Source organism: Candidatus Aminicenantes bacterium, from assembly GCA_026393855.1.
Lineage (GTDB): Bacteria > Acidobacteriota > Aminicenantia > Aminicenantales > UBA4085 > UBA4085.
Window position 1 is genome coordinate 1 of the sequence record JAPKZJ010000080.1, and the last position, 18,747, is coordinate 18,747.

The 18,747-nt window shown below is 60.4% G+C and carries 18 protein-coding genes; 9 read left to right on the forward strand and 9 right to left on the reverse strand.

The window, feature by feature from the left end:
- The 3 genes from NTZ26_09770 to NTZ26_09780 all read left to right on the forward strand — a co-directional run.
- A partial coding sequence (locus NTZ26_09770; protein ID MCX6560784.1) for a hypothetical protein occupies positions 1-1,000 on the forward strand: 1,000 nt, incomplete at its 5' end.
- Between the two features lie 62 nt (positions 1,001-1,062).
- Positions 1,063-2,412, forward strand: a complete 1,350-nt coding sequence (locus tag NTZ26_09775; GenBank protein MCX6560785.1) for a serine hydrolase — start codon at positions 1,063-1,065, stop codon at positions 2,410-2,412.
- A gap of 13 nt (positions 2,413-2,425) precedes the next feature.
- Complete coding sequence (locus NTZ26_09780; protein ID MCX6560786.1) at positions 2,426-3,301, forward strand: hypothetical protein; 876 nt, start codon at positions 2,426-2,428, stop codon at positions 3,299-3,301.
- Between the two features lie 8 nt (positions 3,302-3,309).
- Here the strand turns inward: NTZ26_09780 and NTZ26_09785 are convergent, their stop codons facing one another.
- From NTZ26_09785 to NTZ26_09795, 3 genes are read right to left on the reverse strand one after another with little or no spacing between them, the layout of a single operon-like run.
- Positions 3,310-3,495, reverse strand: a complete 186-nt coding sequence (locus NTZ26_09785) for a type II toxin-antitoxin system HicA family toxin (protein ID MCX6560787.1) — start codon at positions 3,493-3,495, stop codon at positions 3,310-3,312.
- Complete coding sequence (locus NTZ26_09790) at positions 3,495-3,710, reverse strand: type II toxin-antitoxin system HicB family antitoxin (protein MCX6560788.1); 216 nt, start codon at positions 3,708-3,710, stop codon at positions 3,495-3,497. The genes NTZ26_09785 and NTZ26_09790 overlap by 1 nt, the downstream gene beginning before the upstream one ends.
- A gap of 54 nt (positions 3,711-3,764) precedes the next feature.
- Positions 3,765-4,964, reverse strand: coding sequence for a 6-bladed beta-propeller (locus NTZ26_09795; GenBank protein MCX6560789.1), 1,200 nt, complete (start codon positions 4,962-4,964; stop codon positions 3,765-3,767).
- A gap of 116 nt (positions 4,965-5,080) precedes the next feature.
- On the opposite strand from NTZ26_09795, the gene NTZ26_09800 reads away from it, so the two are divergent.
- Positions 5,081-6,019: a hypothetical protein gene (locus tag NTZ26_09800; GenBank protein MCX6560790.1), complete on the forward strand. Its 939-nt coding sequence runs from the start codon at positions 5,081-5,083 to the stop codon at positions 6,017-6,019.
- A 12-nt stretch (positions 6,020-6,031) separates the two neighbouring features.
- Here the strand turns inward: NTZ26_09800 and NTZ26_09805 are convergent, their stop codons facing one another.
- On the reverse strand, positions 6,032-6,307 hold the full coding sequence (locus NTZ26_09805; protein MCX6560791.1) for a nucleotidyltransferase domain-containing protein: 276 nt from the start codon (positions 6,305-6,307) through the stop codon (positions 6,032-6,034).
- 267 nt (positions 6,308-6,574) lie between these two features.
- Between NTZ26_09805 and NTZ26_09810 the strand changes: the two genes are divergently transcribed.
- The 5 genes from NTZ26_09810 to NTZ26_09830 all read left to right on the forward strand — a co-directional run bounded on the left by NTZ26_09810 (position 6,575) and on the right by NTZ26_09830 (position 11,845).
- Complete coding sequence (locus NTZ26_09810; GenBank protein MCX6560792.1) at positions 6,575-6,859, forward strand: CopG family transcriptional regulator; 285 nt, start codon at positions 6,575-6,577, stop codon at positions 6,857-6,859.
- Positions 6,856-7,257 carry a PIN domain-containing protein gene (locus NTZ26_09815; GenBank protein ID MCX6560793.1) on the forward strand — a complete coding sequence of 134 codons (402 nt, stop codon included), beginning with the start codon at positions 6,856-6,858 and terminating at the stop codon, positions 7,255-7,257. Before NTZ26_09810 ends, NTZ26_09815 begins: the two co-directional genes overlap by 4 nt.
- 158 nt (positions 7,258-7,415) lie before the next feature.
- On the forward strand, positions 7,416-8,603 hold the full coding sequence (locus NTZ26_09820; protein ID MCX6560794.1) for a 6-bladed beta-propeller: 1,188 nt from the start codon (positions 7,416-7,418) through the stop codon (positions 8,601-8,603).
- A gap of 134 nt (positions 8,604-8,737) precedes the next feature.
- Positions 8,738-10,654, forward strand: coding sequence for a TlpA disulfide reductase family protein (locus NTZ26_09825; GenBank protein ID MCX6560795.1), 1,917 nt, complete (start codon positions 8,738-8,740; stop codon positions 10,652-10,654).
- Between the two features lie 15 nt (positions 10,655-10,669).
- Complete coding sequence (locus NTZ26_09830; GenBank protein ID MCX6560796.1) at positions 10,670-11,845, forward strand: 6-bladed beta-propeller; 1,176 nt, start codon at positions 10,670-10,672, stop codon at positions 11,843-11,845.
- A gap of 20 nt (positions 11,846-11,865) precedes the next feature.
- Here NTZ26_09830 and NTZ26_09835 read toward each other — a convergent pair whose 3' ends face one another.
- The 5 genes from NTZ26_09835 to NTZ26_09855 form a co-directional block, all read right to left on the reverse strand.
- Positions 11,866-12,183, reverse strand: coding sequence for a nucleotidyltransferase domain-containing protein (locus NTZ26_09835; protein MCX6560797.1), 318 nt, complete (start codon positions 12,181-12,183; stop codon positions 11,866-11,868).
- A gap of 95 nt (positions 12,184-12,278) precedes the next feature.
- Entirely contained in the window at positions 12,279-14,696 is a 2,418-nt protein-coding gene (locus NTZ26_09840) for a plasma-membrane proton-efflux P-type ATPase (protein MCX6560798.1), read from the reverse strand.
- 48 nt (positions 14,697-14,744) lie between these two features.
- Positions 14,745-16,100, reverse strand: coding sequence for an alpha-L-fucosidase (locus NTZ26_09845; protein ID MCX6560799.1), 1,356 nt, complete (start codon positions 16,098-16,100; stop codon positions 14,745-14,747).
- A 44-nt stretch (positions 16,101-16,144) separates the two neighbouring features.
- A complete protein-coding gene (locus NTZ26_09850) occupies positions 16,145-17,716 on the reverse strand; it encodes a YgiQ family radical SAM protein (protein MCX6560800.1) in 1,572 nt (523 codons plus the stop codon).
- A gap of 390 nt (positions 17,717-18,106) precedes the next feature.
- The coding region (locus tag NTZ26_09855; GenBank protein MCX6560801.1) for a hypothetical protein at positions 18,107-18,747 on the reverse strand (641 nt) is incomplete at its 5' end.

The following is an 18,747-nucleotide window of genomic DNA, read 5'->3' on the forward strand; positions in this document are numbered from 1 at the left end:
CGGCAACGCCATCGGCGAGCTGGAGCTTGCCTCGAAGAATATTCAAGATAAAATCGAGAATTCGGATGACCCAAAGCCTTCGCTCGGCTTCGCGTATGCGGACGCATATTTGAAATTATGCACCAGCGGCTTTGACCTTGTTGATTTCGTGCAGGAAAAAATCGGCGCGAGCAACGCCAAAGCCCTGACCGTACTCGATCAGATGCGTCGGCATACCGAATTGGGACGATCATTTCTGACCTCGCTCAAGGGCCTCTATATCGGCGTTTCCCAAAAAGAATATGGGCTGGCGCTCTTCAACATCGTCAATATTTGGAATGCTTCGATGAATTTCGTTATCCGCGAGAGCCCCCCCCCATCGGCTAGCGCACTCGAGCCGATCCGCCAATCCCTCAGCCTGACCCTCTTTCGTTACGGCTCTTTTATCGCGGCGATGGCCAATGCGTCTGATTCGGATGAGATGAGGAAAGCGATCGAATCGGTCGCTCTCCCATCGGGCAGCTATTCGGTTAAAAGAAATTCAAGCTTCAACGTATCCTTAAACGCCTTTGTCGGCTTGGCTCCGGAATGGGAGTGGCTGTCTATTCGGAAAGAGGAGGGAGGCTTTGCCTTAAACAAAAACTCGAGGCACGGAATGCTGTCCGTTTGCGCGCCGATCGGAATCGCGGTGAGCCACGGGTGTCGTTCCGGCGCTTCAATCAGCCTATTTGCGTCATTGATTGATCCCGGCGCGCTGGTCGCTTATCGCTTCACAAGCCTTGAGAACCAAGCCCCCGATTTTTCGTTAAAAAACATTTTTTCGCCGGGCTTGTTCTTTATTTGGGGCTTGGCCCACAGCCCGATATCGCTAGGCCTCGGGACTCGATTGGGGCCGGAATTGCGGTCCATAACGACCGACCCCCAAACCGGATCCCTTATTACCGATATTCGTCAGAAATCCTGGCGGATCCTGGGCATGGTCAGCATCGATATCCCGTTATTGAACTTCGCGACAAGATAGGTGCTGGGGCCCGGCGCCGGCGACAATTAGAAATGGAGGTTGGATGTCGGTATAATTCCGGCATGAGAAAATCCTCCGCCATTTTGTTTGGGCTGGTCCTTCTGACAGCCTTATCTTTCGCCAGGCCCATACCTCCCGCTCCGGCCGCCCAAGACGTCCTCCTTTCCCGGATCGACGCCATCCTCTCCCCTGCCTACAAAGCCGGCGAGCCCGGGGCGGCGCTGCTCATCCAGAAAGACGGCCAAGCCCTCGCCCGCAAGGCCTACGGCACGGCCGACCTCGAACTGGGGATCGCCCTCGAGCCCGACATGGTCTTCCGCATCGGCTCGATGACCAAGCAATTCACAGCCGTTTCTATTTTAATGCTCATGGAACAGGGCAAGCTCGCCCTGAACGATCCCCTCACCAAGTTCCTGCCGGATTACCCGCTGCAGGGCCGGACGGTCACCGTCGAGCATGAATGGCTGCCGCTCTGGCGCAACGACATGACCGTGGCCGAGATCATCGCCCTGTTCAAGGACAAGCCCTTCGACTTCGAGCCGGGCGAGAAGTGGGCCTACAACAACTCCGGCTACATCCTGCTAGGCGCCATCATCGAGAAGGTCTCGGGCCTGACTTACGAAGCCTTTCTGCAGAAGAACCTTTTCGACCCGCTCGGCCTCAAGCACACCTATTACGGCAGCTCGACCCGGATCATCCCCCGCCGCATCCCCGGCTACGGCCCTGGCCCGAACGGCACGTTCTTAAATGCCGAGTACCTGTCCATGACCCAGCCCTACGCGGCCGGATCGCTGCTCTCCAACGTCGACGATCTGGCTGCCTGGAACGACGCACTCCTGGCCGGCAAGCTGATCAAGCGCGAGACGCTGGAAAAGGCCTGGACGCCCTACAAGCTCAAGGACGGCTCCTCCTCGGGCTACGGCTACGGCTGGTCGATCGGCGACTACGAAGGCCACCGGATGATCCGGCACGGCGGCGGCATCAACGGCTTCAGCACGGACGGCATACTGTTTCCCGAGGATAAGCTGTTCGTCACCCTGCTGACCAACAGCGCCATCCCGGCCCGGGCCCCCGAGCCCTATGGCATGAAAATCGCGGCCATCGCCCTGGGCAAGCCGATGCCCGAGACGCGCACGGCAATAACGGTTGATCCCAAGATATTCGACCCCTATGTCGGCGAATACGAGCTGGCTCCGGGGTTCTCCATCAAGTTCTTCCGTCAGGGAGCCAAGTTCATGACCCAAGCCTCGGGCCAGGCGGCGTTCGAGATTTTTCCGGAGTCGGAAACGAAGTTCTTCCTCAAGGTCGTGGACGGTCAGGTGGAGTTCGTCAAGGACGCCGCCGGCAAGGTGACGGGAATGGTTCTGACCCAGAACGGCCGCAAGATGCCGGGCCAAAGGCTCGCGAAGTAGGAGGGAATCCACCATGAAGCGCAGAGACTTTCTAAGGACGGGCGCGGCGGCGATCGGCACCGCGGCAGGCGCGACGCTGGCAGCCAAGAATCTGGCGGGCGCGGGGCTCCAAACGGCTCCCAACGTCCTACCCTCGATCAAGCTGGGCACGCTCGAAGTCTCGCGCCTCATCCTCGGGTCGAACCCCTTCTGGGGCTACTCCCACAAGTCCGCCCAGCTCGACCAGGAGATGCGGACCTACCACACCGACGCCAAGATCGCCCAGATCCTGGACGAGGCGGCCGAGTGCGGCGTCACGGCCGTGGCCAGCCCCCCGGACGAGCGCTGGCGCAAGCTCTGGATCAAATACGCGGCCAACGGCGGCAAACTAAAATACTGGATCTCGCAGTGCCACGGCGATCCGATCCAGATGCTGTCCGAAATCGACCGCTCGGTGCAGGCCGGAGCCAAGGCCATCTTCATCCAGGGCGCCCGGGTCGAGGACCAGTTCGGGGCCGGCAAGTTCGACACCCTGCTGGCCTGGGTGGAGCATATTCGGGCGGCCAAGCTGCCGGTCGGCGTCGCGGCCCACTGGCCCGAGGTTCATCCCGAGCTGCAGCGGCGCGGTTTCCCGGTGGATTTCTACTACCAATGCATGTACAACGCCTCCAAGACCAGCGACTACAGCGCGGCCGAGCGCAAGCTGGCCGAAGCCACGGTGACCGTGCTCAAGAAGCCGGTCATCGCTTATAAGATTTTGGGCGCGGGACGGCTCGCGGCGTCGGACGGGTTTGAGCAGGCCTTCAACAACATTCAGCGGAAAGACGGCGTCTGCGTCGGCATCTTCGCCCAGAACGCCATCGACCAGATCCGGCAGAACGCGACATACACCAAGATGCTGACGAAATGACTCGATTATTAAGGAAGTTCGATTTCGAGATCCTTGCAGATTTTTCTTGCCAAAATCTCGTTTATTTCAGAATGCCGTGGGACTGTTGAAATTTTATTATTGTTCCCGTTAATAAAAACGCTGTGATTCGCGCCTTCCCTTAGGAGTAGACAGCCGCGCTTTTCGAGGTGTTTAAGGAGTGCTTTTCTCTTTATTATAAAGAGATTTCAAGCTTCTCCCGCACCACGTCTTTGCCCACGATTTCCCGCTCTGCAAGAACGCGATTGGATTCCAAAATAAGCCGGATAGCCTCTTTCAGATTCTCGCGTGTCTCTTTGAGAGTCGCACCTTGGGTATTGGCTCCGGGAAGTTCTTCAACGAAACCGATATAGCCTTCGGGGACTTTTTGGAAAACCGCTGTGAATGACATCTAATTACCTGATAATAATTATCCTACAAAGATAGATACCGATCAACTAGTCGCTCACTTCGCCGGCGTCAGCCGATATTTGACCAGCGTGGCGTAGCCGTCCTCGTCCTTCTCGATCCGCCAGAGGAGATCGCCGACGAAGGCTTTTTCGTAAGGCGACGTGAAGGTCGTATCGATGGCCGTGCCTTCCAATACGACGCGGTTGAGGTACTCCCCTTTCGGCGAGAAGACGTCGAAGACGTTGTTGGCCCGGTCGCCCGTGAACAACTGGACCCAGAGCCGGCCACGCCCGTCGTAGATCATGCCCCGGTAGGGCGGCAGAGCGTCGGGAAATTCGGTGAACTGCCGCACATAATCGGGCGCCTTGAAAACCACCGACTTCCGCCCTTCGGCGAAGACGTTCATCCTGAATTGGCCGAAATGGGCTTCCTTGTCGCGATTCTCGAGCTTGATCGGCTGGAAAGCACGCTTGATGACGGCCTTGCTGCCCTTGTCGGGATCGAGGAGCTCGATCTCATAGGCCTGGGCCGTGCCGGCCGCGATCGTCCCGTCGGGCGAGACATCGGCCCGCAAACCCGGATGGTAGGGAAAGCCGATCTGGATCAAGCCGTTGGTCTCCGGGTGGCGGGTCCAGGCCCGGTTACGGATCTTGCGCTCGAAGATCGTGGAGACAGGCGCCAGCTCGGCCGAGAGAAGAACCACGGCCTCGTCCCGCTCGTCGGGCAAGCGGCCCTGGAAATTGTCGGGAAGGCCCCGCTCGACGACGGCGACGAATCGGCCGTCGGCCAAAACATGCAAAGCCTGCAGTTCGCCCATGCCGCCGTGCACGGCCGGCGCGATCTTGATGAACTTCCCGTCCAAGCCGAGGATCGAGAAGCGCCGGTTCATAACCTCCCAGACGACAAGCTTGTCGCCCGAGACGACCAAGTGCGTGGGTCCCTGCATCTCGCCGGGGCCCTGGCCGGCGCGGCCGATGACGGCCCGGAACTTGCCGTCAGGGCCGAAAACTTTAATGTGGTTGGCGTCCATGTCCGACACGTAGACATTCCCCTTGGCGTCTACGGCCAGGCAGCGCGGGTTCTGAAAGAGCACGCCCTCGGGCAGGCCGTCGTCCGAGACGCGGGCCTCGGCCACAAGCTGGACTCGACCGGTTTTGACAAGATCGGCCTGGCTTTGCGCGGGCAAAGGGACGGGAAGGCACAACGCCAGCGAGAGCACGAGCGGGAGCATCGCGACGGGGGCGGGTATTTTCATGCCGGGACTCCTATTAAGAATACGCCGCGGAAGGCCGGCATGTTTAGGCTCGCCGCCGGAATACCGCTTTATGGATGGTATAATGAACCAACGGACGGAAGGAAGAGGAAGTCGCCGTGAAGAAGAAAACACCAGCCCTGCTTCTGTTTATGACAGCCGCAATCGCGCTGCCGGCCGCAGCGAATCTGCGGATGGCCAGGAAGGTTGACGGGGTTATGAGTGGAAGCCTCATGACGGCCCCCGCTGCCGCCAAGCTGCGACTGATGGGAGAGCGGCTCGAGGCCGTATTTCCCGAGCTCGATCTGTCCTACACGGATTATAAGAGCCCGGTCCGATTCCGAGTCGTCTACGAGATCGAGAACGCGGGCGCCGGTCCGGCAGCAGTGCCGCTGCGTTTCCTCGCGGTCGATATCTCCGGCCTGTCCGTCGAGCTGAACGGGAAAGCCGTAAGTGCCGTGGTCAAAACGGCGCCCGATGAGTTGGCCGAGTGCGTTGTGCTCATGGCCCGGCATCGAAGCGCGTTTTTACCCGGCTTCTATAAGGATTTCCTCGGCCGGTTGCGGGCGTTCGTGGAAAAAGACGCCGGCGGGCCGCCTTGGAGCGAAGCTTTCGCCCGCACGCTGGAAGAAGCGAAAGCGGACGAGCCCTCGGCGGCGGATTTTGAGGTTGTTTTGCCGCCCGGCCGAAGCCGACTCGTCGTGACCTACGGCCAGCGCTTGTTCATCGACGAAAGAAACAACGGCTATTTCGCTGCCTGGCCGAAAAAAGGGGTGACCGGATTCGATTATCTGCTCTACCCGGCCAAAGCGTGGGAGACGGACCCGGGCTTTAGGCTGAAGGTATCCGTACAAGTTCCCGACGCAAGGACTAAGAAGCTGTTCATCAGAATCCGGCAGCGCCCCGCGATCAAGTGCAATCTGCCGCTCACGGAAGCCGGAGCCGCGGAGGCTGATCATGTCAGAATGTTCGAGGGGGAATTCAAGGGCGGCATGCCGGCCGATGTTCTGACGTTTCTTATCTGGTTCGATAAAAACGCCGCGGCCTACGTTCGTTGAGAGACGCTTAGATCAGGCCGGGAGCGCGGCTTTCCGGATAAGGACCGATTCCACCTCGATATCGCGACGGGTACGATCCTCGAGCGCCGCCCAATCGAGGGCGACGACGGAGAACGGCAAAGAGGAGGCCATAAAAGCCGCCTTGAGATCGGCCAGAAGGGGCGCTTCGAGGGGCTGCTTGGTCATGATGACCAGTTCCAGGTCGGAGTGGCGGCGGGCAGTTCCGCAGACCCGCTGGCCGAAAGCACGCACGTCGGTCCCGGGGACAAACTTCTCGAGCACACCCATCACTGTTTCCAGATTTCTAGGCAAAATATTGATAGCAGACATTTTTACTCACTTTCTTGGGGGAAGACAGTATTTTAACAGAACGCAGCGGCCAAAGATAGGTAAATGCGACAATAAGATATATCAAAAGAGCAGTTTTTCTATTTAGCCCAAAAATTTCTTTGTCTGCGCATTAATAGCGATAACAGATTTCAATGTTTGTAATCACTTTATATTAATACTATAATAGAAAAGATCGACTGAGAAATTCAATTCGAGGTTGCGTCCATGAGAGTGAAGAAAGAGAAGCCCCGCATGATTCGAACCCAGATCCAGCTCACAGACGAGCAAGCTGCCGGCTTGAAGAGTCTCTCCGCTGAGAAGGGCGGATCGATGGCCGAATGGATCCGGCGCGCCGTCGACGGTCTGATCCGCGAAAAGGGCGAGCCCTCCTGGGAAGAGCGGAAGAAGAGGGCCCTAGCCATTGTTGGTATCGGCCATTCGGATTTCGACGACATAGCCGAAAACCACGACGCTTATCTCGAAGAAGCCTACCTCGGACGGAAGCCGTGAGTGTGTTCATCGATACGTCCGCTTTCTTTGCCCTGCTCAGCATTTCCGATTCGCATCACGGGGAAGCCGGACGGATCTGGGCGAGACTCCTCGAAGCTCAAACGGAGATGCACACTCACAATTATATCGTCGTGGAGACGGTTTCCCTGATCCAAAGACGATTCGGTTTCAAAGCCGCGGAGGCGTTCCTCGTTTCGCTGCCGGGAGTCGTCCGAGTCCATTGGATCGACGAGGATCTTCATCGTCGAGCGGAAGGGGCGTTCCGGACGGCTGGGCGCAAAACGCTGAGCTTAGTCGATTGTGCAAGCTTCGAGGTGATGCGTAGCCGATCGATCGAGACGGCCTTCGCCTTCGACGAACACTTCATGGAACACGGATTCGCGGTCCTGAAAGCCTGATCGAGAGCGGCGGCAGTGGAGCATAGACCCCTTCGAATGATGCCGGGCGTGTGTTAAAATCCGAGGGTCGCCGGGGGGGGGAGATGGAACAAAGACCGCCCGCCGGCGTAGCATGAGATGACGTGAGCAGGGAACGCACACGCCAAGGGGGGGGTAACATGAAATCTCAAAAGAAATCGTCATTTTTTCTGATCCTCCTGCTTAACGCGACACTAACTGTGGCAAGCGCCGGTACAATAGGCCAAAAGCCCGTCACCGACGACGTCTTCAAAACGGGCAAGATCCGCTTCGTCCCCCTGCTGACCATCACGGACGAAGCCATGGCCGGAAAGGCGTTCTTCTCCCAGCCGAACGACCTCGCCATAGATGACAAGGGCCGCATCTACGTCAGCGACGGCAAGGCCAACGACATCAAGGTCTTCGACGCATCGGGTGCCTTCGTGAAGACGATCGGCCGCACCGGCCAAGGGCCGGGCGAATTCACTTTTCTTTGGGAGAGCGAATTCAGCCGCGGCCGTCTTTTCGTCCGAGAGCTTATCAGCAAGCGTACGACCATCTTCGACGCCGAAGGGAAGTTCTTGAAATCCGTCCCGGAGGAAGGCCCTTTCGTCTGGCGGTCCATGGCGGCTCTCCCGGACGGCCGGATTCTCGTCCAAAAAGAACTGATCAATCGCCAGGACCTAAGCGCGCCGCAGGGGTTCGTTCTCGATCTTCACTCGGCCGACCTCGCGTTCATTAAGACCATCTATAAACATGAGATCAGGCGAAACAAGTTCATCAGAGATCCGATCACGGCCAACATCCCCATCCCATTCGCGGCCAATGTGCATTGGGCCGTTCTCCCGGACGGAAAGATCGTCGTCGGCTACTCGGATCGTTACGGAATCGAGATTCACGATCCGGATAAGGGCCAGGTCGCCTCGTTTGAACACACCTATGAACCAGTCGAGGTCTCAGCCGCGGATAAGAAAGCCCATTTCGAGAAGATGACCATCAACGCAACCATAATCGGCGACGACGGCAGCCGCTCTTCCGGCGTCAAAAAGGGCGCCCCGGACTATATCGTCAAGAACACCGAATTCCCCAAGTTCAAGCCTGCCTTCGACAGTATTCGGGCGGACGCCCAAGGCCGCATCTGGGTCCGGCGCTCCGCTCCGGCGATCCAAAAAGACGGCCCCTTGATGGATGTCTTCGATCGTTCGGGGCGCTTTATCGGAACCGTCGTGATCACGGGAGGGCTTTTCCCCTACAGCATGGCTCCCGTCTCGGAGGGATTCTGGACGCTCGAGGTGAACCCAGACGGTAATTGGAGCGCCGTCAAGTACGGGATCGAAGCCTTGCGATGAAATATCAACCCGGCGCATTTTGTCGGCCAAGTTCGACATGCAGGGTCGTTTTCTCACGCCGAACTTCGCTTGCCTACAACGATACCGTCGGAGATAATGTGCTTGTGGTTTTCGATTGAATGATAGGGGGGACCATGAAAACGATCGCGAAAATTCTGCTCAGCCTGCTCTGCGCGGGGCTCGTCGCCCCGCAGACTCCTCCGGCGGGACAGAAATCCACGGACGGTTTCCGGGTCAACCTGCGTCGCGTAGACGGCGTCAAGCCGTGGGCTTTCGGCGGATTCGTCTTCGATCCCGAGGCCGTGGCCAAAACCGTGAAGGAATATCCCGTCAAGCTCCCCTCGCCGCTCCCCGAGGGGGCCGTCTTGGGATACGAAGCCGGCCCCCTCTATATCCTAAAGCAAAAAGCGCCGGACGCCACGCGGATCCGGCTGCTTCTGGATGTAGATACCGACCTCGATTTGACCAACAACTCCTGGATTGAGCTTCCGGCAGTCGAGGGGATGGAGCAAGCGACGATCGTCGCCATCGTCCGCCGGTTCGGAGGCGCCGCACCGCACAGCGCAAGCCTGCCCTATCGGATCTGGTACCACCAGCGCCAGGGCCGGGACGGAAAGATCGAGGACGTCATCTACTTCGCCTCCGACTACGTCTATAGGGGCGAATTCAGCCGCCAAGGCCGCGACTATTCGCTCGAGCTTTTCGACGGCGACGCACGGGGCCGTTTCGTGCGCGAGAAGATGTCCAACGTGGATTTTGTGCTCAAGGACAAAAGCGTTTCCGCCCCGGCCAACGGGCTACGCTTCTTCGAGCTGTTCCCGTTCGAAAAAGCCCTCTACAAAGTCCAGGACTTCGCTGAGGACGGCAGCTGGATGGAATTCGCTCCCAGCGGCCTGGTGCCGACCCTCCTGGGCAAGCCCGCCCCCGACTTCGAGATGACCGATGCGGCCGGCCAGGTCTTCCGGCTCTCGGACTACCGGGGCAAAGTCCTCCTGCTGGACTTCTGGTACGTCTGGTGCAAGCCCTGCATCGCCAAGTTTCCCTCGATCAAGAAGAAGCTCGACTCGCTCGCCGGCAAGCCGTTCGTCGCGCTCGGCATCAACATCGATGAAGCGTCACGGGTGGAGCAGGCCCGCAAGGTCATCGCCGACAACGGACTGACGTGGCGGCAGGTCGTCGAGGGCAAGGGCGCCTATATCCCCGCCTACCAGATCTACGGCCGGCTGCCCGAGCACCCGATGTCGTTCCCGATCTATGTGGCCATCGACGAGGAGGGGATCTCCCGATACGCCACCAACGATTTCGACAAGATGTGCAGGTACCTGGACGCCCATTTCGACGATCCGGCCGGGCCGGGCAACACGTTGTTTGTGCCTCTCGGCCGCCAATACGGCGCCAAGCCGCAGACGCAGCCCCTCAACGCAGTCGATTTCGTCGGCCCGCGGGTCAAGGAGCTTGTCGCATCCGGAAAGCTCAAGATGCCTCCCGACACGCCCAAGGATGCCCGGGTCGGCATATTGACGAACGGCAAGGCGCTTGTGGCCTCGCTGGGCCCGCAGCCCGGTCAGGTTCGACTGATCGTCGACGCCGACCACAACTTCGATCTGAACGGAGAAAAAGAGTATCTGCTTCGTATCCCGCCCGATGCCAAGAAGATCGGCACGGAAGAATTCAAGACGACGGTCGATGATGTCCGCCTCCCCTATGCCAACGGAGGCATGGCCGGCTTTCCTCTGACCTTCCAAGCCAAGCCGGCCGCACCTGGTGTCTGGCCCGAGATCTTTGTTGAGGGCATCATCCAATTCCTCTCGGGATCATTCGTCGTCGACGGAACGGAATATGCCCTCGAAACGGCCGATCTGACCGGTGATTTCTACTTCAACGAGTTCGACACGACTGCGCCCGGATTTCTCAAGCTGAAAACTCTGCGGGGCGGCGAATGGGTTCAAATCCACGAAGGGACGTCGCATATCCCGATCGGCGGAGCCCTCTATCGTCTGCGGCACGTATCCGACGACGGGTGCCTTGTCGAGCTGGAAAAGGAACGCTAGAACGGGGGGCTTAACATGAAGTCCCGATATCTAGCGCCTCTTTTCGCATCGGCGTTCCTCGCCGCGGCGCTGACGGCTGCAAGCAGCGGGATCCTCGGGCAGAAGCCCGTCACCAACGACGTCTTCAAGACGGGCAAGGTCCGCTTCGTTCCGCTCGTCACCATCACGGACGAGGCCATGGGCGGAAAGGCCGTCTTCTCCTGGCCAACCGATGTCGCAGTGGACGACAAGGGCCGCATCCACATCAGCGATTCTAAAGAAAACAATATCAAGGTATTCGATAAGGCGGGCGTCTATCTCAAGACGATCGGCCGCAAGGGCCAAGGGCCGGGCGAGTTCCAATATCTTTTCGAAGTCGAGTTCTCGCATGGCCGGCTCTACGCTTCGGAGAACAGCCGGATCACCGTCTTTGACGCGGAAGGGGTATACCTTCGTACGATGACTGCCGAGAAGGGCCGATCCTGGCAGAAGATGCGGGCTTTGCCGGACGGCCGATTCCTAGTCGAGAAGAACCTCGTCGATTACCAAAGTCCAAGCCGCAAGGAGGAAACGCTCCTCGATCTGTACTCGGCCGATTTTGCATTCCTGAAAACCGTATACCGGCGCGAGATTCGGCGCTACAAATACGTCTCGGAGCCGGCATCCAGGGGCTTGCCGATCCCATTCGTCGCCAATTTCTCTTGGGACATCTTGCCGGACGGTCGAATCGCCGTCGGCTATTCGGCAAGCTATGAGATCGAGCTTTATGACCCCGACAAAGGCAAGATCGGCTCGTTCTCACACGCCACAACACCCGTCGCAGTCACGACTGAGGATAAGAAGGTCTTTTTCGCCGGGATCTCCTATATGACGCAAGACGGCGGAGGCCCCCCGGTCCTGCATAAAGGCGCCGACGAATTCACGATCAAGAATACGGAGTTCCCGAAATTCAAGCCGCCATTCACCCGTCTATTGGTTGATGCCCAAGGCCGCATCTGGGTTCGCCTGTCCGGACCAGCGGTGGAGAAGGAAGGCCTCCGATTCGACATTTTCGACGGAGCCGGGCGTTTCTTGGGCCATGTCCTGGTCAGGGATGGAGTATTCCCCTCCCGGCTGCTGCCCTGGGCAGGCGGATTCTGGGCCATCAAGGCGACGGAAGACGACGAGTTTACCGTCGTCAAATACGGGATTGTTGCCGATCGCCTGCCGTAAGCAAGACGAATCCGCCGAATCTAAAGCCGCTCCGTCGCCTCGCGAATGATGACGGATCCCTCGCAAATGAAGCTGCGAACGTGCTCTTCGAGGACCGCCCAATCGAGAATATCCAAGGTGAACGGCAGATCGGATTCGGAAAAGGCCGCGTTCATTCCGGCCAGCACCGCCACATCGAGCGGCCGCTCGGTCATGATGGCTAGATCCAGATCCGAATGGCGGCGGGCTTTCCCCGTCACCCGCGAGCCGAAAGCCCGGACTTCCGGCCCCGGGACGAATTTCTCGAGTATGCCCAGAATAATCTCGAGATGATTGGGCAGAACGTCAATCGGCCACATGATTCCGACGCTTCAACTCCCGCAAGGGGATGAGCCTGTCGAATCTATCTTAACAGAATGACTAGATCGGAAAAATAGCGCGCCGCAGTAAGGCGCTAGACAATACCCATCTTGCGCAGGAGCCGCACTTTCAGGAAGTCGTTCAGCCCGAGCGCGGATACAGCGCTGAAACCGACCGCCAAGCCGATCATCGCCGGCGGCAGAGGAGGCAGCTGACCGGGGATGCCGACCAGCGCGATCAGGATGCCGACCAGCGCATCCACGGCGATGATGCCCCCCAGCGTCCGGCTGGGAGCGGAGCTCCAGAAGTGCCGGCGCTCGCGGATGACGAAGATCGAAGCCAGGGCCGAGAAGAGAAGAATCTCGAAGCTGAACGTGCGGACCACGGGGTCGGAGAGCCGCAGCCCCCAGAGCTTCAGTCCCAAGGCCAACAGCGCGAGGGCCTCCAAGGCCATGGCGATCCCCAAATCAGACGCGGCTTTCACGAGCTTCCCGATGCGCCACGTCTCGGGCAGGCGCGACCAGCGGACCCGGTCGGTCGACAGGGAGATCTTGACGAAATCGGTCATCAGTAAAAGCAAGACCATGGCGAAGGCGGAAATGACGAAATCGCCAGTGACCAGAAAGACGCCCACAACGAAGGATGCCTTAAGAATGGTCCTCTGGATCTTGTTCAGAACCCAGGTGCTGATCCTCTGATAGACCCGGCGGCCGTTCTTGACCAGCTCGACGATCCCCGACAGGCCCGGGCTAGTCAACACCACGCTGGCCGAGGCTTTGGCGATATCCGTGGCGCTGTTTACGGCGATCCCGACCTCGGCCTGCTTGAGGGCGGGCGCGTCGTTGACGCCGTCGCCGGTCATGCCGACGACGTGCCCGCCGGCCTGCAGGCTCTGCACGATGAGGTATTTGTCTTCCGGGTAGACTTCGGCGAAGCCGTCGCTTCTCTCGATCGCCTTTAGGGCCGCGGCGCGATCGCTCGTCAGCAGGGCTTTGAGCTCCGACATTCGGGAAATACGATCGCCGATACCGACCTGGCGGGCGATCTCGCGAGCGATCGGCCAGGCGTCGCCAGTCAACATTTTAACCGAAAGGCCCAGGGCCCGAAGCTCCCGGATCAGGGCTGTCGAGTCGGGGCGAAGGCCGTCGCCGAGGACGACCCAGCCGACAAAGGCCGGCTTGGACTCGGTGATCATAGCCACCGCCAGCGTTTTGAAACCTTGGATCGCCCAAGCCCCGGTCTGCGCTTCCAATTCCCGGAGCGCATCCGGATCCAGCCCGCAGGCTTCGGCGATTACGGCCACCGCCCCCTTCATGACCCGGAAAGCTCGCCCGTCTTTCCGGATATCGGCTTCGGTCTTCCGAGTCTGCGGGCTGAACGGAACAAATCGATCCCTGGCGTAGGACGAAAGCGGCAGCGCCTTCTCGCCGGCCCGCTTCAGGAACGCCAGGTCCAACGGATCCTGGTTGGCCGCCTGCGAGGCAAGCGCGCCGTAGAGCAGGACGTCCTCCTCGGCAAACGATCCCCAGGGAACGACGCGGGCGAGAACAATCTCGTTGAGCGTAAGCGTTCCGGTCTTGTCCAGGCACAGAACATCCATGGTCGCGGCATCCTCGGCGGCGCTCAAGCGGGTGATCAGGACGCTCTGCCCGGCCAACTCGCGGGCCCCGACGGCCATGCTGACCGTGAACATGACAGGCAACGCGACGGGAATCGCCGATAAAAGGAGGACCAGCAGCAAGGGCAGGATCTCGAAGAGCGGGAACCCTCTGATCAGCGAGACGACCAGGGTCAGAGCGACCAGGCCTCCGATGATCGCCAGCAGGCGCTTCACGAGTCCGGCGACGACCTCTTCCAAATGCAGCTTGGGACGCGCCATCTGGACAAGCTGGATGGTCTTTCCGAATTCCGTCGTCGCGCCCGTACGGAGGACAATGCCCGTCGCTTCCCCTCTTTTGATCACCGAGCCCGCATAAAGCGATCCCCCGGCCTGTCTCTCAAGGGCCAGGGATTCGCCGGTCAGCGCGGATTGATCCACGGTGACGGTCCCGCGGCCGATTTCGATATCCGCCGGGAGCAGGTCGCCGGCCCTGACCCTCACGACGTCGCCCGGAACAAGCTCTCTCGCGGGAATGATCGTCCAGATGCCGTCCCGCAGCACTCGGACTACGATCCGCAGCTTGGTCTTCAGCTCCTCGACCGTGCGCGAGGCCTTTTGCTCCTCCAGAAATCCGACGATCGCGTTCATAACCATGAGACCCGCGACGACGGCCGCATCCGCGGTTTTGCCCAGGATCCAAGATAGCAGGATGATGCCCTCGAGCATCCAAGCCGTCAGACCCCAGAATTTCTTTAGGAAAAGCCGAACGGGATGTTTTTTTTCTTCAGCGACCTCATTGGGACCAAATCGGGCCAGTCGCGCCGCGACTTCGGCTTGGCTCAACCCTGATTCCAAGTCGGCAGCCGACAGTTCGGCGATGGAGGGCGCTTTTTCCGCCGATTGTGTCACCATGCCGCACCCTTCGCTGCCGGGCTTTCTTCCCAGCTCGAGCCCCGTGGCTTACTTCAAATAGATCTCTATCACGGGGATCTCGACCGGAGGCTTGCGGACGGGAAGCTCGAGCGAGAGGTTCCCGGCGCTCTCACCCCGGCCGGCGTTAAGCTTTATCTCCGAAGCGTCGTGCAGGAACTGGGCGTACTTCACTTTGCCGGCCATCCCAGGGAGGGTGATCGTGTCCAGCGGATAGACGAGCAAATGGACATAGAGCCGGTTGGTCGCCGGATTGTAGGTCAGCAGCGTGTTCGGCGGCGCTACGATGCCCGCTGGGGCTTCCGTGCAGCCGTAGACCGATCGGCCGTTGAGCCGCGTCCACTCGCCCATGGCCTTGAGGCTCATCTGGGCCCGTTCGTCGAACATCCCGCGCGCCGTAGGCCCGACATTGAGCAAGAGGTTGCCGCCCTTGCTCACCGACTCGACAAGCAGCTCGATGAGCTGGGCCGGGCTCTTCCAAGTGGCCTCGTCGCGGTAATAGCCCCATGATCCCGAGAAAGTTTGGCAGGTCTCCCAAGGCACGCGCTTGCCGTTGCGTTCGGGCCACTTGGCCACTTTTTCCTGTTCGGGCGTGGTGAAGTCCCAGCCCCCTTCCACATCCGTCAGATCCAGCCGGTCGTCGACCATGATCCCGGGCTGCAGCGACCGGGCCAGCTTGAGCAGGCCCTCGGAGTCCCAGTCGGCCCGACCCTTGCCGTTCTTGCCGGGGAACGAAAAGTCGAACCAGATGATGCTGATCTCGCCGTAGTTCGTCAGCAGCTCGCGGACCTGGTTCTTGATGTACTCGCGGTACTTGGCCATGTCCTTACCCTTGTTCATCTTCTCGTAGTCCGCGTCGCTCTCGGCGCGCTGAGGGTGGACACGGTCGATCGTGTAATCGGGGTGGTGCCAGTCGATGAGCGAATAGTAGAAGCCGACCTTCAGCCCTTCAGATCGAAACGCCTCGACGTATTCCTTGATCACGTCCCTGCCGAAGGGCGTGTTGGTTACCTTGTAATCGGTGAATTTCGAATCCCACTGGCAGAATCCCTCGTGGTGTTTGGCGGTCAGCACGACGTACTTCATGCCGGCGGCCTTGGCCATCCTGGCCCATTCCTTGGGATTGTAGAGATCGGGATTGAAAATCTCAAAGTACTTCTGGTACTGCTCGTTGGTCATCCGCTCGCGGTTTTTGACCCACTCGTGCCGCGCGGGCAGAGCGTAGAGCCCCCAATGGATGAACATCCCAAAGCGGGCCTCGGTCCACCACTTCATCCGCTGGACCTTCTGGGCCTCGGTCTCCTTGGGCAGTTGGGCCGTCGCGATCTGGGCCACCGTCGCCAGGACGATCGCCAGAATCAATAGTCTAAGGGCTTTGGATTTCATGGCATCTCTCCTCGTTTCCCTAGTATTATCCGCATTCGGCCGGACTAGTCCAGCAGCATCCGCTTCTGGGCCTTCTTTTCGACGAACGTGCGGGGGACGAAAACCGCCTCCCCCGTGATCGGGTCGCGGCCGGTGTGGTACATGCAGGTCGAACGGGTCATCGGGGTCGGAGTGAAGATTTGGACGCCCTCGACCGGCTTCTCCCCTTCCCGCTCCAGCCGCTTCACTTCGGCGGCCAGCTCGCGGGCTTCGTCCTCGCCGCAGCCGGGATGGGCGACCATGTAATAGTATTTCAGATGGCGCCGCTCGGCCTTGTTCAGCGAACGGAAGAGCCGGCGGAACTCCTCGAAGCGTCCGCCGTCCTTGTTCATCAGGGCCAGCACCTTGGACGAGACATGCTCCGGGGCGATCTTAAGCAGGCCGGAGATATGATGCTCGCTCAGCTCTCGGATGTACTCCTCGCTCTCCAAGGCCAGATCATAGCGAACCCCGGAACGAACAAAGATCTTCTTGACGCCGGGGATGGCACGGGCCCGGCGCATTAATCCGATCAGCCGCTTGTGGCCGCGGTCGAGCGTGCCGCAGGTCAGGCAGCCTGCGTCCGGGCATGGCGCGAGGCAGTCCATGCCGTACATGTTGGCCGAGGGGCCACCCAGGTCATCGATGAAGCCCTTGAAGTCGGGGTGGGCGATTAAGCGCCGAATCTCGTTTAAAATCGAGCCCTCGCTCCGCGACACGATGCGATCGCCCTGGTGCAGGGCCAACGAGCAGAACGAGCAGCCGCCGATGCAGCCGCGGTGTGTAACGACGGAGAATTGGGCCATCCGGAACTCGGGAAAATGCTCCGGGACGAGGCGCGAGAACGGCAGGCCGTAAATCCGATCCAGATCGGCCGGCGCCGTCTCGGGCGCGGGGTATTGCAGGACGAAGCGCTCGGCGTGGCGCTGGGCCAGGGCTTTGCGGATGGAGAAGGCGTTTTGGGCCCGGCAGAAAGCGTCGGGATCAACCTTGACGGCCTCGTAGGACGGGATGTCCTCGAATCCCAAGGGCATCTCGCGGCGGATAACGCACGTCCCCGGGATTCCGGCCAGATCCTCGGCCCGGTCCAGCCGGCGGGCGATCTCGACGGCCTGTCTTTCGCCGGGACCGTAGACGAGGATATCGGCCCGCGAGTCGAGAAGCAGGCCGCGCCGCACGTCATTGCCCCAGTAATCGTAATGCGCGAAACGCCGCAAAGAGGCCTCGATGCCGCCCAGCACGATCGGGACGCCCGGGAAGGCCGAGCGAACCCGGTTGGCATAGACGAGCAGGGCCCGGTCGGGCATGCCGGAGGCGTGGGGAGCGTGCTCGTCCTTCTCGCGCCGCCGCTTGAGCGGCGTGTAGTTGACCAGCATGCTGTCGATCGAGCCCGAGGTCAGCCCGAAATAAAGCCTCGGCCGGCCCAGGCGGGCGAAGTCCGCGTCGTCTGCCCAGCGCGGGCGTTCGATGATCCCGACGCTATATCCGGCCGCATCCAAAACGCGGGCGATAACTCCCGCGGCCGACAAGGGATGATCGACATAGGGCTCGCCCGAGACGAGAATGATGTCGAAATCCCGTCCCTCGGTCGCGATCATGTTAGTGTACCAGGATCCCCGATTCTGTTTATTTCCGTCTTCCCGAGCCCCGTCGTAGACGGGGCGTGGGGACCTCTCGTCCCGAGGAGGACGTATGGCAAGCTCGTCATCCCGGGGAGGACGTATGGCAAGCTCGTCATCCCAAGGAGGACGAATGGCATATTCGTCATCCCGAGCGCTCGCGAAGCGAGGGCGTGGGGATCTATCCGAAAGCATGGTGATTTATCCGTCTTCCCGAGGATCTGCGTAGCAGATCCTCGGGGATCTCTTAGAAAGCGAGATCCCCACGTACCGCCTTCGGCGGCACTCGGGACGACAGGCAGTCTCCTGGCGTCCCGAAGGCGAGGTCCCCACGCAGGGCTCGGGACGACAGCAAACAACTTCATGGTCTCAGTATTCGATCCGCCGGAAAATAACCGCCCCGTAGGCGGCGTTGGCCAGGAGAAGCCCGCCGGCGATCCAGAACGGCCACTGCAGGCCGTAGCGAAAGCCCAGCGGCGTCAGGAGCGCGGCCCCCAGCATTTTGGCCAAGAGCTCGACGGCCAGGACCAGGGCCGCGCTGCCGCCGACGCTCTTGCGCTCGAACAGGCGCGAGATGTAGAGCACCACGAGGGCACCCATGGCCCCGTCGCCGAAGTCGTGCAGGGCGCGGAAGCCGAACGAGACCCAGACCGAGCCGAACGTCATCAGCACCAAGCCCGCCCCTGAAAGGGCCATCCCGGCCAGGACCAGCTTGCGGTTGGCGGCCAGTTCGAACTTGCGGCGGCCGACCAGGATCGCCCCGATCGGGAGGAAGAGCAGGCCCGCCCCCATGTAGAGCGCGGAGGCCAGCGTCGACAGGCCGTAGCGCTGCTCCAGGAAAGGCGCGTAAACCGTGCCCTCGACGGCCCAGTGCAGGCCCAGGAAGAAGACGAAGACCAGGAAGAGAAGCGACTTGGGCCGCAGGATGTCGCGCCCGTAGTCGCGCAGGCGGGTCAGGTGAAAGCGGCCGGCTTCGAACCGGCGCACGAAGCCGGCGGACCCGATCAGGA

Excerpts from the sequence above, each read along its gene's own strand:
- NTZ26_09795 (MCX6560789.1), bottom strand. The coding sequence starts at position 4,964 with ATGAAAATACCCGCCCCCGTCGCGATGCTCCCGCTCGTGCTCTCGCTG.
- NTZ26_09810 (MCX6560792.1), top strand. The coding sequence starts at position 6,575 with ATGAGAGTGAAGAAAGAGAAGCCCCGCATGATTCGAACCCAGATCCAG.
- NTZ26_09840 (MCX6560798.1), bottom strand. The coding sequence starts at position 14,696 with ATGGTGACACAATCGGCGGAAAAAGCGCCCTCCATCGCCGAACTGTCG.
- NTZ26_09835 (MCX6560797.1), bottom strand. The coding sequence starts at position 12,183 with ATGTGGCCGATTGACGTTCTGCCCAATCATCTCGAGATTATTCTGGGC.
- NTZ26_09850 (MCX6560800.1), bottom strand. The coding sequence starts at position 17,716 with ATGATCGCGACCGAGGGACGGGATTTCGACATCATTCTCGTCTCGGGC.
- NTZ26_09820 (MCX6560794.1), top strand. The coding sequence starts at position 7,416 with ATGAAATCTCAAAAGAAATCGTCATTTTTTCTGATCCTCCTGCTTAAC.
- NTZ26_09825 (MCX6560795.1), top strand. The coding sequence starts at position 8,738 with ATGAAAACGATCGCGAAAATTCTGCTCAGCCTGCTCTGCGCGGGGCTC.
- NTZ26_09775 (MCX6560785.1), top strand. The coding sequence starts at position 1,063 with ATGAGAAAATCCTCCGCCATTTTGTTTGGGCTGGTCCTTCTGACAGCC.
- NTZ26_09845 (MCX6560799.1), bottom strand. The coding sequence starts at position 16,100 with ATGAAATCCAAAGCCCTTAGACTATTGATTCTGGCGATCGTCCTGGCG.
- NTZ26_09830 (MCX6560796.1), top strand. The coding sequence starts at position 10,670 with ATGAAGTCCCGATATCTAGCGCCTCTTTTCGCATCGGCGTTCCTCGCC.
- NTZ26_09805 (MCX6560791.1), bottom strand. The coding sequence starts at position 6,307 with ATGGGTGTGCTCGAGAAGTTTGTCCCCGGGACCGACGTGCGTGCTTTC.
- NTZ26_09780 (MCX6560786.1), top strand. The coding sequence starts at position 2,426 with ATGAAGCGCAGAGACTTTCTAAGGACGGGCGCGGCGGCGATCGGCACC.
- NTZ26_09790 (MCX6560788.1), bottom strand. The coding sequence starts at position 3,710 with ATGTCATTCACAGCGGTTTTCCAAAAAGTCCCCGAAGGCTATATCGGT.